The sequence below is a fragment of the Burkholderia sp. Bp9031 genome (assembly GCF_003857965.1).
GTDB lineage: Bacteria > Pseudomonadota > Gammaproteobacteria > Burkholderiales > Burkholderiaceae > Burkholderia > Burkholderia ambifaria_A.
Map to the genome: position 1 here is coordinate 21480 of NZ_QTPW01000042.1, position 16378 is coordinate 37857.

Genomic DNA, 16378 nt, shown 5'->3' on the forward strand with positions numbered 1-16378 from the left:
GCCGCTGCGGGACGCGCCGCCGTCAAATGCCAGTCAAACGGCCGTAATACAATGGCCGGCTTACCCATTACCAGTCGCCTCGGGCGCATTGCGATGCTGGCGGAACAACGTCATCAATACATTCTGTCGGAGCTCGGACGATCGGGCGCGCTGTCGGTTGCCGAACTCGTGCGCTCGCTCGACGTGTCGCGCGAGACCGTGCGGCGCGACCTGAACGCGCTGGCGGCGCGCGGCCTGCTCGTGATGACGCACGGCGGCGCGCTGGCGGCGGACCGGCGCGAGCCGAGCCTGTCCGAGCGTGAAGCGGCGAACGCCGAAGCGAAGCGCACGATCGGGCGGCGCGCGGCCGAATTCGTGCCCGACGATGCATCGGTGCTGATCGACTCGGGCAGCACGCCGCATGCGGTCGCGCTCGCGTTGACCGACCGGCACCGGCTGTCGATCTACACGAACGACTGGCGCACCGCGTTCGTGCTCGCGCGCCGCAATGGCAATCGCGTGACGCTGCTCGGCGGCGAACTGTCCGACGACGAGGATGCGACGTTCGGGCTCGATACGATCCAGCAGCTCGCGCAATACCATGTCGATTTCGCGTTCGTCGGCGCGGGCGGCATCACGGCCGACGGCGACTGTACCGACTACTCGCGGCTCGCCGCCGAAGTGCGCAGCCGGATGATCGCGGCGGCCGGCACGGCGATCATCGTCGCCGACCATTCGAAGTTCGGCCGCGTGACGCCGGTGCGGATCAACGGCACGTCGGCCGCGCGCTACCTCGTGACCGAGCGCGCGCCGGACAAGACCGTGCGCCGCGCGCTGACCGCACGCGGCATCGAACTGCTCGTGTGCGACTGACGCGGCGCCGACATACAAGGTTCATCGAACGGTCATCGCACTGGAAGACCCGCCGTCAAGACTGACGCATTCATCTCTATTGGCCGGAACGCCAGGAGCGACGAATGACCGTCAGCGTACGCAGCTATCTTTCCCCGACCCTGGTGCTCTTGGCCTTCGACTGGCCCGATGCTGCATCGCGCACCGACTTCCTCGGCTTCGCGATCCGGCGCACGCCGGGCTTCTGGTCGGCCGACGGCAAGACGCGGGCGCCGAACAGCTGGCTGCCGAACCGGCTGACGTTCGACGGCCCGGCCGCCGACACGCAGGGCGATGCGCCGACCGACCAGGCGCCGATCCAGAAATTCATGTGGTGGGACGCGCGCATCGATCCGCAGGATCGCGATGCGTCGTTCCGCTATGACGTCTTTCCCGTCGTCGGCACGCCGGCGAATCTGCAGGTGCTCGATGCGCAGGCAGGCGTGTGCGAGGTCGTGCTGCCCGCGCACATCGTCGATGGCATCGGCACGTGGTTCAACCGCGCGGTGGTGAGCTCGCAGGCGTTCGCGAAACAGGTCGCGGCGCTGGGTCTCGCGCCGAACGCGGCGCCGAGCGCGGACCAGGCGCTGAAGCTGCGCACGTGGCTCGCGAACGACATGGAACAGGTGTTCGCGGAGATGCTCGACCCCGCGTCGCGCGCGGTGTCGGCTGTCTATCACCTGACGGACACGCTGTGGGCGCTGCCTGCATTCGACGCGTTCGGACGCCGGCACGGCGCAGCGTCGCTCGCGATCGTCTTCGACGCACACGCGACCGCGCGCAAGGGCAAGCCAGCGCTGCCGTCGCCGAACCAGCCGGCCGTCGACGCGCTGCGGGGCCTCGCGACGCTGGCGCCGCGCGATCGCTCGCACATCATGCACGACAAGTTCATCGCGACCGACGCGCCCGGGCATGTGACACCTGCGGCGGCGCCCGCGCGCGTGCTCACCGGTTCCGCGAACTTCACGACCGAAGGGCTGACGGAACAGGCCAACGTGCTGCACGCATTCGATTCGCCTGCGCTCGCCGCGCTGTACAACGAGCGTGCGCATGCGCTGGCCGCGAATCCGCCGATCGCGGAAACGGCGCGGCTGTCGCCCGGCTGGTCGGCGCCGCTGATGGTCGGCAGCGCGCAGGTGCGCGTCGCGTTTTCGCCGGAGCCGGCGGGGCAACGCACCGAGATCGACACGATCGTCGCTGCGATCGCGGCCGCGAAGCATTCGGTGTCGTTCTGCCTGTTCATGCCGACCGACGCGGCGCTGCGCGACGCATGCTTTGCAGCCGGCGACCGCGGCCTGATGATGTTCGGCCTCGTGAACCGCATCAACGTCGGCAGTGCGACGAAGGCCGATGCCGCACAGCACGACGGCCAGCCGCTCGATGCGGCAACGCTCGCGAACCTCGAGCTTTACCATCGCCATCGCGATCGTCGCGACGTGATCGATGCCGCGTATTTCTCACCGGCAACCGTGCCGCAGGGCTTCGAGCCGGAGCTGCGCCTCTTTCCGGGCGCATCGGTGCCGGCCTATCCGCCGGTCGTGATCCACCACAAGTTCATCGTGATCGATGCGGAAGGCGCGAACCCGATCGTCTATACGGGCTCGGCGAACATGAGCCGCAATTCAGAGCAGTACAACGACGAGAACCTGCTCGAGATCCGCGACACGCGGATTGCCGCGATCTATCTTGCGGAATTCCTGCGGCTCTACGAGCACTATCGCGCGCGGGCGCTGTCGATCGAGACGAAGCAGCACGGCGCCGGTTCGCATCGGCAGCTCGCGCTCGCGCCGGATTCGAGCTGGGCGAAGAAGTATTACGCGGCGGGACGCCCGGAAGAGAAAGCGCGGATCGCGCTGGCGTCGATCGCGCCGACGGACTGACGCGTGACGCGTGCGCTCGACCCGGAGTGGCCTGAAGCGGCCGGAAGCGCGACGTGCTCCCGGCTCATGCCGGTTGCACGCGTGGTGGTGTCGTTCGAGAGAGGGGCCGCCCGGCGAGTGGATCGCTCGCCGTCCGGCCTTCGGTGGAATCGCGCGGCGTGCCTACGCGGCGACGTAGCGCAGCACGGAGTCGGCGATTGTCTCGCGATGCCGCACGCGCAGCCGCGGCGCCGACGGATCGCGGCCGAACGCGGCGCCGAACGTATAGCGGTTCGACACGCGGTGGAAGCAGAACGAGCTGATCAGCAGGTGCAGGTCGAACGCGTCGATGTCCTTGCGGAACGCGCCGCTCGCCGCGCCGCGCTCGAGCAGTTCCTCGAGCGTCTTGATGATGCTGACGTTGCGGTTCTTGAACGACTTCAGCTGTTCGAGATACTTCGCGCCGTGAATGTTCTCGATCGACACGAGGCGGACGAAGTCGCGATGCTTGTCGTGATAGTCGAACGTGAATTCGACGAGCCGGCGCATGCCTTCGCGCGGCTCCATGTCGCCGACGTGCAGTTCCTGCTCGAGCGCGCGGATGTCGCCGTACACCTTCTCCAGCACGGCCTCGTACAGGCCTTCCTTGCTTTCGAAGTAGTAGTAGAGCATCCGCTTCGTCGTGTTCGTACGCTCGGCGATCGCGTCGACGCGCGCACCGGCGAGGCCCATCGCGGAAAACTCCTGCGTGGCGACGTCGAGGATGTTGCGCTTGGTTTGCTCGGGATCGTATTTGCGCCGCGCATCGGTCGCAAGCGCGCGGCTTTCGGACGTGGCGGCCTTGCTTCCAGCTTTCATGTGACTTTGTTGTGGGTTGGCGGCGGCATGAAAAAACCATTCTAGCATGCGGGAAATGCCCGTCCTGCCGACCTTGCGCTCGAATCGGCAGCGCGGTTTCGGCCGCCGCCGCGGCGGCTCAGCGCCGGCACGACGCGAGTGCGTCGCGGGCCTGGTACGCGGTGTACGTGAGCTGCGCGGCGGCGAGGCCCGCGAGCCCGAACGTGCGCGTCAGCCCGAACGCGGCGAAGCCTTCCGGCACGGGCTGCTCCCCGGCCAGCGCGGCGGCGAGTGCTTCGCCGGCGACGGTGGTGGGCGCCATCCCGTGGCCACCGAACGCGATCGCATGCCACACGCCGTCCGCGTCGCGACCGATCTGCGGCATCTTGTGCCGCGCGTAGCTCATCAGCCCGCCCCACGCGTAGTCGACCTTCACGCCGTCGAGCTGCGGATACACGCGCAGCAGGTCGCGCCGCAGCAGCCGCGCGATTGCGTCGGGGCCGCGGTCGAGCACCGAGATCCGGCCGCCCCACAGAATCCGCGTGTCCTTCAGCGGACGGTAGTAGTCGAATGCGAAACGCGTGTCGTAGATTGCGTACGGTGCATCGATCGCGTCCGGCAGCCGCGTGCCGAGCGGCTCGGTCGCGATCACGTAGGTCGCGATCGGCAGCACCGCGCGCTCGATGCGCGGCGACACGCCGCGCGCATAGCCGCCGCCGGCGAACACGACGTCCTTCGCGCGCACCGTGCCCTGCGCCGTGCGCACGACGTAGCCGGCGCCTTCGCGCGTGATGCCGAGCGCAGCCGAGCGTTCGTACACGCGTGCGCCGCCGCGCGAGGCAGCCGCCGCGACGCCGAGCACGTACTTGAGCGGATGGAAGTGGAACGCGTTCGGCTCGAACAGGCCGCCGTAATAGCGCTGCGTCTTGAGCCGCGCGCGCAGCGCGTCGGTGGAGACGGGTTCCCAGTCGACGTTGAATTCCTGCTTCATCAGCGTGCGCACGCCGTCGAGCCGCGACGGATCGTCGAACCAGTTCGCGAGCATCACGCCCTCGTCGACGATGTCGCAGTCGATGCCGTAGCGGGCAATCCGCGTGCGGATCAGGTCGACCGCATCGACGGTGAGCCGGTACAGGCGGCGGCCTTCGTCGCGGCCGAGCGTGCGTAGCAGGTCCGCGTTGTCGAGGCTGTAGCCCCCGAACACGAAGCCGCCGTTGCGGCCCGACGCGCCGAAGCCCACCCGTTCGCTGTCGAGCACGACGACATCCCGCACGCCGCGCTCGACGAGACCGAGCGCCGTGCACAGGCCGGCGAGGCCGCCGCCGACGATGCAGACCTGCGTGTCGATCGTGCCGGTCAGTTGCGGGTAGGGCTGGCGGGTAACGGTGGCTTCGTAGAAGTTCTGCATGCGTTTTCAGTGACTCGTAACGGCGGAAAACAGGCGGCGCGCGTCGATCTTGCCTGAACGCGCGCGCCGCGTCGAATGGGGTTTTCAGTGCGCCGGCCGCCGCGGTCGTGCGGCGGCCGGCGCTTCCGGGCATCAGGCGCCCGGGGTCGGGTTGGCCGGGCTGGCGACGTAGGCCGGATAGCCAGCGTCGGCCTTCTCCGTGGCGTCGGCCATCGCGTTGCGCTCGATCCATGGCGCGATCTCCATGTCCTCGTAGCGCACGAGGCGGCATTTGCGCACCAGCGCGTAGCCGAGCCAGATCACGACGAAGAACGGCACGCCGATGTAGGTCGCGGCGACGCCTGCCCAGTCGATCTTGCTGCCGAGGAACGCCTGGTAATCCTGGCCCAGCGCGATGACCGCGCACAGCACGAACGCGAAGATCGGGCCGAACGGGAACCACTTCGAGCGGTACGGCAACTGGTCGAGGCGGTAGCCCTGCTTCAACAGGCCCTTGCGGAAGCGGTAGTGGCTGATCGCGATGCCGAGCCACGTGATGAAGCCGGCCATGCCCGACGTGTTCAGCAGCCACAGGTAGACCGTCTTGTCGCCATACAGCGACGTGAGGAAGCAGAGCGCGCCGACGGCCGTCGTCGCATACAGCGCGTTGCGCGGCACGCCACCGGGCGACAGCTTCGCGAACAGCTTCGGTGCGCGGCCTTCTACCGCGAGGTTGTACAGCATCCGCGTCGACGCGTACATGCCCGAGTTGCCGGCCGACAGCACGGCCGTCAGGATCACCGCGTTCATCACGCCGGCCGCGAACGCGAGGCCCGCGTGGCGGAACACGAGCGTAAACGGGCTCACGCCGATGTCGGTCACGTCGCTTTTCAGCAGGCTCGGGTCGGTGTACGGAATCAGCACGCCGATCACGAAGATCGCGAGCACGTAGAAGAGCAGGATGCGCCAGAAGATCTGGCTGACTGCGCGCGGGATCGTCGTGCGCGGATTCTCCGATTCGCCGGCCGCGACGCCGATCATTTCGGTGCCCTGGAACGAGAAGCCCGCGATCATCGCGACGCCCATCAGCGCCGGCAGGCCGCCCGCGAACGGCGCGTCGCCGATCGTGAAGTTGGTCCAGCCCGCGCTCGGGCCGCCCTTCAGAATGCCGAAGATCATCAGCAGGCCGACGCCGAGGAACGCGACGACCGTCAGCACCTTGATCAGCGCGAACCAGTATTCGGCTTCACCAAAACCGCGCACCGACAGCGCGTTGAGCGCGAAGATCAGCGTGAGAAACAGCGCGCTCCACCAGACGCCCGGCACATGCGGAAACCAGTAGTTCATCACGAGCTGCGCGGCGACGAGCTCGACCGCGAGCGTGACGGCCCAGCTATACCAGTAGTTCCAGCCGATCGCGAAGCCGAAGCCTTCGTCGACGAACTTCGAGCCGTAGGTCGCGAACGAGCCCGACACCGGCATGAACGCGGCCATTTCGCCGAGGCTCGTCATCAGGAAGTAGACCATCAGGCCGATCAGCATGTACGCGACGATCGCGCCGCCGGGGCCGGCCTGGGAAATCGATGCACCGGACGCGACGAACAGGCCCGTGCCGATCGAGCCGCCGATGGCGATCATCCGCAGATGGCGCGCCTGCAGGCTGCGGTGAAGGGCCGGCGTTGCGGGGCGCGAGCCGGGTGGAGGGGAGGAATCGGGGCGGGCATCTGAATGCATGGGCGGTGCTGGGCACTGTCTCCGGGATTGTTTTTTGGCCGCGAAACGCAACGCGTCGCCGGCCGCCGGCCGGACGGCGACGGTGCCGCGCAGCCCGGATCGGACGAACCGGGGGCACGATGCGAGTCGCGTTCGTCTGTCGTCCAGCCGCGTTTTGCGCGGCCGTCGTCGCGCCGGGTGCGGTGCACTGCGACGCGCCCAGATTGTGGGCGGCCGGGGCACGCGCGGCAAACGATATTTCCGCACAGGTTAATGCGGCTTAGTCATCAAGTTGCGGCGCGGGGCAACGCGGCGGCCGGCCCGGTCAAGGGCTTGGGACAAGTCTCATGCCGTTGCGGAAAGTGGGGGATTCGTCGAGTCGGGGTGTTGCGCTTTCGGAATGAAGTCGTGAGTTAATATCAATAGCGGGCCGACTTGTGGCCGTCGACAATGTGGCTCATGGATCGTGCCTCGCGAGGCGAGGGCGTGCCGGCCGGCCGGGGCTTTCGGCGGCGGCGCGCGGGCGATGCGCCATGCGGCGCGTCGGGCCGGCCGAGGCGCGCATCCGCTTGCACTAGGTGCGCGAACGCGCTCCAATCGAATCACGCGGGCGGCGTTGCCGCCGCACCGATCAATCTGTCCCTGAAGAGGAAGTGATGCAATTCAACGACATTCTTGCTGCGCTCGACATCGATCTCGCCCAGTGGAAAGGCAATGCGCTGACCGCGCGTTCGCCGCTCGACGGCGCGACGCTCGCGACGCTGGCGGTCGACTCGCCCGCCGACGCCGAGCGCAAGATCGACGCCGCGCACGACGCATTCCTCAAGTGGCGCACGGTGCCGGCGCCGGTGCGCGGCGAGTTCGTGCGCGTGTTCGGCAACGTACTCCGTGAGCACAAGGCCGAACTGGGCCGCCTCGTCACGCTCGAAGCCGGCAAGATCACGTCGGAAGGCCTCGGCGAAGTGCAGGAAATGATCGACATCTGCGATTTCGCGGTTGGCCTGTCGCGCCAGCTTTACGGCCTGACGATCGCGTCCGAGCGCCCGGGCCACCGGATGATGGAAACGTGGCACCCGATCGGCGTGTGCGGCGTGATCTCGGCGTTCAACTTCCCGGTCGCGGTGTGGGCGTGGAATGCGGCGCTCGCGTTCGTGTGCGGCGATTCGGTCGTGTGGAAGCCGTCGGAGAAGACGCCGCTCACCGCGATTGCGTGCCACGTGCTGCTCGAGAAGGCGATCCGCGAATTCGAGAAGACCCATCCGGGCGTCGCGCCGAAGGGCCTGAGCCAGCTGGTGCTCGGCATGCGCGATGTCGGCGAGGTGCTGACGTCGTCGAAGAAGGTGCCGGTCGTCAGCGCGACGGGCAGCGTGCGGATGGGCCAGGAAGTCGCGAAGGTGCTGAGCCAGCGTCTCGCGCGCGGCATCCTCGAGCTCGGCGGCAACAACGGGATGATCGTTGCGCCGAGCGCCGATCTCGACCTCGTGGTGCGCGCGGTCACGTTCGCGGCCGTCGGCACGGCCGGCCAGCGCTGCACGACGCTGCGCCGCCTGATCGTGCATCGCAGCCTGGTCGAGCAACTGCTGCCGCGCATCGAGAAGGCCTATGTGTCGGTGAAGGTCGGCAACCCGCTTGAAGAAGGCACGCTCGTCGGCCCGCTGGTCGATCGCGCGTCGTTCGACGCGATGCAGAAGGCGCTGGCCGATGCACGCGAGCAGGGCGGCGAAGTGAAGGGCGGCGAGCGCGTCGACGTCGGTCACGCGGATGCGTACTACGTGCGTCCGGCCATCGTGCGGATGCCGAAGCAATCGGCGGTGGTCGAGCGCGAAACGTTCGCGCCGATCCTGTACGTGATGATCTACGACAACTTCGACGATGCGATCGAACTGCACAACGCCGTGCCGCAAGGCCTGTCGTCGGCGATCTTCACGAACGACATGCGCGAGGCCGAGCAGTTCATGTCGGCGGCGGGCAGCGATTGCGGGATCGTCAACGTGAACATCGGCACGAGCGGCGCGGAGATCGGCGGCGCGTTCGGCGGCGAGAAGGAAACGGGCGGCGGCCGCGAGTCGGGTTCGGATGCGTGGAAGGCGTACATGCGCCGTGCGACAAACACGATCAACTACAGCCGTCAGCTGCCGCTGGCGCAAGGGGTGAAGTTCGACGTGTGATGCGGGGCGCCCGCGAGGGTGCCTTGACGTTCGAATCGTTCGAATCGTTCGAATCGTTCGAATGACAAGGGCCGGTTGCCGCAGAAGCGGTAACCGGCCCTTGTCGTTTTCGGTGATGCGTGCCGCTGCGAAGATCGATCGGAGTGCGCCCGCTGGTTGACTTACGGCTCATGCCGCGTGGAACCGTCGGCTGCCGGCATGTTCTGCACGACCAGCATCTGCGGCGTCGACAGCGTGATCTGCGCCGCGCGCAACTGCTTCAGGATCTCGAACAGCAGGTCGCTCTTCGTCGAGCTCGCGATCCGCGGGCTCGACACGTAGCCCGTCACGCTCAGCGTGATCCCGTCAGGCGTCAGCTGGCTGAACGTGACCGACGGCGCCGGCTTGTCGAGAATCGCCGGGTGTTCGCGATACGCATCGAGCAGCAGGTCGCGCACCTGCTCGGGATCGGTGTTCAGCGGGAACGTCAGCATCAGCGTCGCGACGCCCTGCGTGCTGTTGCCCATCGTCACGTTGCGCACGTTCTGCGAGATCAGCTGCGAGTTCGGCACGATCACGGTCGAGCGGTCGGTGAGCTGGATCTCGGTCGCACGGACGTTGATGCGGCGGATGTCGCCTTCGACGCCCGCGATGCTGACCATGTCGCCGACCTTCACCGGCCGCTCGGTCAGCAGGATCAGCCCCGACACGAAGTTCTTCACGATCTCCTGCAGGCCGAAACCGATACCGACCGACAGCGCACTGACGATCCACGCGAGATTGCTCCACCTGACGCCGAGCAGCCCCAGCGTCATCAGCACGAGCAGCACGTAGCCGACGTTGGCGAACAGCGTGACCAGCGATACGCGCATCCCCGGATCCATGCCGAGTGCCGGCATGAATTCGTTGTCGAGCCAGCGGCGCACCGAGCGCAGCAGGTAGAAGCCGATCGCGAACCCGATTCCCGCGTTCATGATCCGGTCGGGCATGATGTTCAGGCTCTGCAGCCGCTGGCCGCCGATCATCGCGACCGCGCTGTCGAGCAGGTCGCTCGGCGTCGTGCCGAAACCGCCCGTCAGCAGCGCGATGGCCGCGACCAGCATCAGCAGGCTCGTGCCGAGGCCGGACACGACGGTGTGCGCCTGGTCGAGATGCCGGTCGTCGAGCGCGAACAGATGCTTGATCTGCTTGCCGGTCGACAGGTTCACGGAGAACAGGCTTTCGCTCGCGTCGCGCGTCAGTTGGATCAGGATGTAGACGCCGCACAGCACGATCTCGAACCACACGAGCTCGTACGTGATGAAGCGCGCGACCGTGATGTAGCCGATCAGCAGCGCGACTAGCGACACGACGATCGCCAGCGTGACGCCGGCGTGGATCAGCCCCGCGAGCGTCGAGCGTTGCTCGGGCGCTTCGCCGGCGGCCGCGAGCGCGGCGCGCTCGCGGTTCGCGCGCAGCAGCGATGCACCGACGGTCAGCGTGACGACCAGCGAGACGATGCCGCGGCCGAACAGCGTGACGGACAGGCTCGTATCGACGATGCGATTGATCGATTCGAGCGTGCCGGACATCAGCAGCAGTGCGGCCAGCACGCCGGGGAACGGCCTCATCGCGAGCGCGACGGGATCGGCGAGCGCCGGCAGCCGCCACGACGGATGCTTCGTGCAGAGCAGCGCGCGGCCGAGGCCGGCGATCAGCGCGCAGGTCACGGCGAGCTTCGCGAACTGGTCCCACAGATCGCCCATCGATGGCGTGAGCTCGTAGTGACGGGCGAGCGCGAGATAGAGGATCTGGACGGCGACCGCGGTAGCCAGCAGCGTCGAGAACGCCGTCGCCAGCGCCAGTGCGCTGCGCCGCAGCCGGGTGGGCGGCAGGCGGTTCAGGCAGACCCACGCGAGCCCGCGTTCGAGGACGCGGCGGCCGCCGAGCCAGGCGGCGAGCGCGGCGATCATCAGCAGCGTGGTGAGTGCGCGCTGTCCCGGTGTCCACGACGAACGCAGCATGTCGCGCAGTTCGTCGTTGAAGTCCTCGAGGCGCTGGACATCGTCCGGCGACAGATGGAACAGCGGCAGCCAGAACTGCGCGCCGAAGATGCTGCCCGAACGGAACGCGAGCTGGTTCTTCAGCAGGCGGCGGTGCAGCTTCGCGAACTGGTCGTTCAGGTTCGCGAGGTTGGTCTTCTGGTCGGCCGCCTGCTTCTGCGCCGCTTCGATCTGCGTCTTGCGTGCGTTCAGCGTCGCCCGCTGTTGCGCGACTGCGGGCGTTTCGGGTGATGCGCCAGGGGCCGGCGGCGGGCCGAGCACGTCGAGCTGCGCCTGGACTTGCGTGCGCTGCGGTGCGAGCTGGCTCTGCAGCTTGTCGACGTCGGCGCTCAATTCCTGGGTCGCGTCGCCGAGATCGTCGAGTTCCTTGCTGTTGGTCGCGTTCGACGTCTGCTGCTTGATGCGGTCCTGTTGCACCTGCATCTGCTTGAGCTGCGCAACCGCGTCGCTCAACGAAATGGTCGGCACCGGGACGCCGACGCCGCTCGCAGTCGGCGCGGATGCGGCAGCCGGAAACGCCGACGCGGTCGCGAGCACCGCGAACTGCAGCAGTGCGAACAGCGCGATTCGGCGTGCGTACGTGGATAGTCGTTGCATGGATATGGAATGCTTACGTTTTGCCGACAGTGCCGGGCGCCGAAAGGTGCCCGGAAGCCGGGAGTTGGCCCGGTAGCATGTTACCGGGGTGTGGCGGCCGAGGTGACGCCGGATGTGCTCCTTGCCTGCCGTGTCCCGGGGGCCTGCGCGGGCAGGGCGATGGCCCTGCGGGCCCTTGCCGGCGGGGCCGTGCCGGTCGCGGTCGCGGTCCGCCAGCGGAATATCGCGATGCCGGAAAAACCTTACAGATCCGACAGACCGTTACGCAATTTACATATTGTCCGGCGCGAAAGTGGGGTGTCTGAACGGATTTCCCCACGCCGCGCCGCCCACGCGGCGTGCCGGTACAATGCAGCGAATCGCCCGACGGCGACCCGCTGCCGCCGGACAACAACACACGACACGATCAGGAGACACGACCAAGATGGTCTCAACGGACAGCTTTCCACAGGCAGCCGCCTCGTCCTCTTCCATCGACGCCGGCTCGATTTCAGCCCGCCTCGACCGCCTGCCGCCCACGCGCACCGTCTGGAAGCTCGTCGTGCTGCTGAGCCTCGGCTTCTTCTTCGAACTCTACGATCTGCTGTACAGCGGCTACGTCGCGCCGGGCCTCGTGAAAAGCGGGATCCTGTCCGCGACGACGCATGGCCTGTTCGGCACCACGGGCGTCGCGAGCTTCATCGCCGCGCTGTTCTCCGGCCTCTTCATCGGCACGATCGCATGCGGCTTCCTCGCGGACCGCTTCGGCCGTCGCGCGATCTTCACGTGGTCGCTGCTGTGGTACACGGCCGCCAACGTCGTGATGGCATTCCAGGACACGGCAGCCGGGCTGAACTTCTGGCGCTTCGTCGTCGGTCTCGGCCTCGGCGTCGAGATGGTCACGATCGGCACGTACATCTCCGAGCTCGTGCCGAAGCAGATTCGTGGCCGCGCGTTCGCATGCGAGCAGGCGGTCGGGTTCGTCGCGGTGCCGGTGGTCGCGTTCCTCGCGTACCTGCTCGTGCCGCACGCGCCGCTCGGCCTCGACGGCTGGCGCTGGGTCGTGCTGATCGGCGCGCACGGCGCGCTGTTCGTGTGGTGGATTCGCCGCGAATTGCCCGAGAGCCCGCGCTGGCTCGCGCAGCAGGGCCGCGTCGACGAAGCCGATCGCATCATGCGCGCGCTCGAGGCGAAGGTCGAAGCCGAATACGGCCGGCCGCTACCCCCGCCCGCGCCGGCCGAGCCGGTGCCGCCGCGCGGCAGCTTCCGCGACATGTGGGTGCCGCCGTATCGCAGCCGCACGATCATGATGACGATCTTCAACGTGTTCCAGACGGTCGGCTTCTACGGCTTCGCGAACTGGGTGCCGACGCTGCTGATCAAGCAGGGCATCACGATCACGTCGAGCCTCATGTATTCGAGCGTGATCGCGCTCGCGGCGCCGCTCGGTCCGCTGATCGGCCTCGTGATCGCCGACCGCTTCGAGCGCAAGTCGGTGATCGTCGCGATGGCGGCGGCGATCGTCGTCTGCGGGCTGCTGTTCAGCCAGACGACGGCGGGCGCGTTCCTGATCGTGCTGGGCATCGGTCTCACGCTCGCGAGCAACATCATGTCGTACAGCTTCCATGCGTACCAGGCCGAACTGTTCCCGACGTCGATCCGCGCGCGCGCGGTGGGCTTCGTCTATTCGTGGAGCCGCTTCTCGGCGATCTTCTCGTCATTCGTGATCGCGGCTGTGCTGAAGGGCTTCGGCACGTTCGGCGTGTTCGCGTTCATCGCCGGCGCGATGGTGATCGTGATGGCCGCGATCGGGCTCATGGGGCCGCGCACCAAAGGCATCGCGCTCGAAGCCATTTCGAAGTAGGCGCTGGTTGCGTGCCCGCGTGTCGCGTGCGGCACGCGGTGCATTCCCCCAGCGTGATGTTGCCGAAAATGCGCAACATGACAGCCTGCCATGCGGCGGCGACGCAGGCGGCAACGAGTTGAAACAAAGCGTGACGAAGCGCAAAACCGCTGTAAAACCGGGGGTTCGGCCCTGCCGATTCCTGCCTGCGCGGGTAGAATGAAAGACCTGACGACTCATTAGCCGCCATCGGACCGAACGCGTTGCACTGCGAACGGCTCCACCGCGAAGGGGCGTCGGCGCTGGGTGTACGCGATTGCCTCCGGCGTGTCGATGGCTCGTGCGGAAGATGCGCCGTTCGCAACGTGCGGCGGCCCGATCGGCCGATGGCTTCGATCGTATGACGTTTTCCGACCAGACGCGGCGGTTGCCCAAGCCGCGTTGCCGTACCCTCGCAGTCGCCCTATCCGTGTGGCTCGCGGCCGCTCTCCCGATCTCCGTTCTTGTCGAGCGGCCAGCGTTTGCCGCGGCCGATGTGCCGTCGTCCGCTGCTACGTCGTCCTCATCAACTGCATCGCCTGCGCGTCCGGCTTCGTCGGCGCATGTGTTGTCCGGGGCTGCGCCGTCATCCGCGGCTTCTGCCGCGCATCGTGCATCGTCCGCCAGCGGCGCATCGGCGGCTTCCGCCGCGTCAACCGCGGCGCCGGCATCGGCGGCGTCGCCCGCATCGCCAGCGTCAGCGGCTTCCGGCACGCCGGCGAGCGAAGCCGAGGCTCCCGTGCCGACGCCGCCGCGCCGGCACCCGCCGCTGTCGGCCGACGAAGCGAAGAACGCGACCGCGCGTGCGATCGACATGCGCAAGCGCTTCACGCAGGAAGTCACGCGGCGCCTGAACGTGCCCGCGAACGAACAGCGCGCGTACGGCGACCGCCTGCAGAAGGCCCTCGCCGATGCGGACCTCGGCGACCTGGCCGGCGAGTACGTCGCGATGGTCGACCGCGCGCCGAACGTGCAGGCGCTGTTCATCTACTTTCGCGCGACGCCGGCCAATCCGTGGCTGATGCTCGGCGCGTCGCCGGTCGGCACCGGCTGGCCCGGCAAGTACGATCACTTTCTGACGCCGCTCGGCGTGTTCCATCATTCGCCCGACAACATGGACTTCCGCGCGGAAGGCACGACCAACGACAACGGCATTCGCGGCTACGGCAAGCGCGACATGCGCATCTACGACTTCGGCTGGGTGGACGGCGAGCGTGGCTGGGGCAAGGGCGGCAAGTCGCCGATGCGTTTCCAGATGCACGCGACCGACCCCGATCGCCTCGAGCCGCTGCTCGGCATCCGGCACTCGAAAGGCTGTGTGCGGATTCCGGCTTCGCTGAACACGTTCTTCGACCGCCACGGCATTCTCGACGACGACTACCAGGCACGCGTCGAAGCCGGCAAGTCGCTTTGGGTGCTGCGTCACGATCGCGACATCACGCCGATCGCCGGCCGCTATCTGGTCGTGATCGACAGCGCGCGCAAGACCCGCCCGGCCTGGTCGCCGGCGCCGGGGCGTAGCGCGTGGTCGAAGCTGCCGAAGAGCGGCGACACGGCGGACTGACGGCGGCTGGGCCGCCGGGGCGGGAACGTGGGTCGACGATGCGACGAAGGCCCCTTTTTCGCGGAAAGTTCTCCGCCGCCCCGAATCGAGCGTTGCCGGGAACTTCCGCGGGTGCTAGTGCGAGAACCCGGACGCCGTTTCGCTGAGACTCTTGCCTTTGGTTTCGGGGGCAAGCCATTGCGATACGCCGGCACCGACCGCCGCGATGCCGGCCGCGATCAGGATGGTCACCGAGGGCCCGAGATTGGCCATCGACCAGGGCATCAGGAACGTGCCGAGCCCGGCCCCGATTCGGCTGAAGGCGGCGGCAAAGCCCGTCCCGATCCCGCGGATTTCGGTTGGGAACACCTCGCCAGGATAGATGCAGGTCAGCGTGCCGCACCCGGCGTTGAAGAACGAGAATGCGAGGAACAGGCCTAGCACGACCACCCCAGGCGCATTTGCCCATATGCCGAGAATCGCGAGGATTACGGTGATGATCCACTGGGGCGGTACCGTCAGGACACGGCGCCCCGCCTTGTCGATCAACAGAACCGTGGCCACACTGCCGGCCAATGCAACCGCGGACAGCCCGACCCCGCCGGCGAGCCCCCCGCCGAGGCCGAATTTCTGCAGTACGGTGTCGGCGAACGTGGCGATCGCGAAGTACGGCGTCACGACGCAAAAAAAGAACAGCGAAACGAACAGCGTGACTCGCCAATACTGACGGGAGAACAACATCGCGAAACCTCCTCCCGAGTGAGCAACTTCGTGCTCAACGTCGGCCATGTCGGAGGCGCTATCCATATATCGACGCGCGACGGAACGGGCCTGCTCGGTACGGCGCTTGCTCCACAGCCAGCGAGGCGATTCAGGCATGCCGATCCGGCCGAGGAACAAGGCTACCGCGATGAACGTACTTGTGCCGAGGATGTTCCGCCATCCGAGGTGGGTATACCGATCCAGCAGATAACCCACGACGAAGGCGAACATGAAGCCGGCGTACCAGGCGATGAGGGTCAAGCCCATCAGCCGTCCCCGGATTCGGGATGGGGAGAATTCCGACAGCAGTGGCCAACCCACGGAGTATTCCGCACCGATCGCGATACCCATCAGCAGCCGCACCACGAACAGCTGCAGCGGTAACGAGATGAAGAGCTGCGTGGAGCCGACGAAGAACTGCATGAACGACGCGACCACGAACAAGCCCATGTCGATCAGGAACAATGGTTTGCGGCCGAACTTGTCTCCGGCCCATCCGCCCAACGGCGAGCCGATGAGGATTCCGAACAACGCGCCGGCCGCGATCAGCCCCTCCCAGACCGGCGATATGGCGAGATCGGCGGTCATCTTGCCGGACACCGGGCCGACGATCCCGAGGATATAGCCGTCCAGAAACGTACCGCCGGTTAGAACCATGATCATCCTGATCATGAAGCGTCGTTTGAATGCCGAGGACGTCTCATCCCCAGGCGCTGCGGTGGAAACAGCAACTTCCTTCTCTAACGAAGTCATACGTATC

Annotated in this window: 10 protein-coding genes; 5 read left to right on the plus strand and 5 right to left on the minus strand. The window is 67.2% G+C overall.

The window, feature by feature from the left end:
- Positions 1-93: 93 nt before the first annotated feature.
- Both DIE15_RS33205 and DIE15_RS33210 read left to right on the plus strand, forming a co-directional pair.
- Entirely contained in the window at positions 94-852 is a 759-nt protein-coding gene (locus DIE15_RS33205) for a DeoR/GlpR family DNA-binding transcription regulator (RefSeq protein ID WP_057929731.1), read from the plus strand.
- A gap of 104 nt (positions 853-956) precedes the next feature.
- Positions 957-2750, plus strand: coding sequence for a phospholipase D-like domain-containing protein (locus DIE15_RS33210; RefSeq protein WP_124835518.1), 1794 nt, complete (start codon positions 957-959; stop codon positions 2748-2750).
- 162 nt (positions 2751-2912) lie between these two features.
- On the opposite strand, the gene DIE15_RS33215 is transcribed toward DIE15_RS33210, so the two are convergent.
- The 3 genes from DIE15_RS33215 to DIE15_RS33225 all read right to left on the minus strand — a co-directional run bounded on the left by DIE15_RS33215 (position 2913) and on the right by DIE15_RS33225 (position 6687).
- Complete coding sequence (locus tag DIE15_RS33215; protein WP_057929732.1) at positions 2913-3587, minus strand: TetR family transcriptional regulator; 675 nt, start codon at positions 3585-3587, stop codon at positions 2913-2915.
- A gap of 118 nt (positions 3588-3705) precedes the next feature.
- Entirely contained in the window at positions 3706-4974 is a 1269-nt protein-coding gene (locus DIE15_RS33220) for an FAD-binding oxidoreductase (RefSeq protein WP_124835519.1), read from the minus strand.
- A 132-nt stretch (positions 4975-5106) separates the two neighbouring features.
- Entirely contained in the window at positions 5107-6687 is a 1581-nt protein-coding gene (locus tag DIE15_RS33225; protein WP_124835520.1) for an amino acid permease, read from the minus strand.
- A gap of 635 nt (positions 6688-7322) precedes the next feature.
- Here DIE15_RS33225 and DIE15_RS33230 point away from each other — a divergent pair.
- Entirely contained in the window at positions 7323-8834 is a 1512-nt protein-coding gene (locus DIE15_RS33230) for an aldehyde dehydrogenase family protein (RefSeq protein WP_124835521.1), read from the plus strand.
- Positions 8835-8995: 161 nt separating this feature from the next.
- Here DIE15_RS33230 and DIE15_RS33235 read toward each other — a convergent pair whose 3' ends face one another.
- The gene (locus DIE15_RS33235) at positions 8996-11458 is read right to left on the minus strand and encodes a DUF3772 domain-containing protein (RefSeq protein WP_057929736.1); all 2463 of its coding nucleotides are present in this window, start codon (positions 11456-11458) and stop codon (positions 8996-8998) included.
- A 418-nt stretch (positions 11459-11876) separates the two neighbouring features.
- Here DIE15_RS33235 and DIE15_RS33240 point away from each other — a divergent pair, with 418 nt between their 5' ends.
- A complete protein-coding gene (locus tag DIE15_RS33240; RefSeq protein ID WP_124835522.1) occupies positions 11877-13295 on the plus strand; it encodes an MFS transporter in 1419 nt (472 codons plus the stop codon).
- A gap of 328 nt (positions 13296-13623) precedes the next feature.
- Entirely contained in the window at positions 13624-14877 is a 1254-nt protein-coding gene (locus DIE15_RS33245) for a hypothetical protein (protein ID WP_185734589.1), read from the plus strand.
- Between the two features lie 114 nt (positions 14878-14991).
- Here DIE15_RS33245 and DIE15_RS33250 read toward each other — a convergent pair whose 3' ends face one another.
- Positions 14992-16371 (minus strand): MFS transporter, encoded by a 1380-nt coding sequence (locus DIE15_RS33250; protein ID WP_124835524.1) that lies wholly within the window; start codon positions 16369-16371, stop codon positions 14992-14994.
- Positions 16372-16378 lie beyond the last annotated feature (7 nt).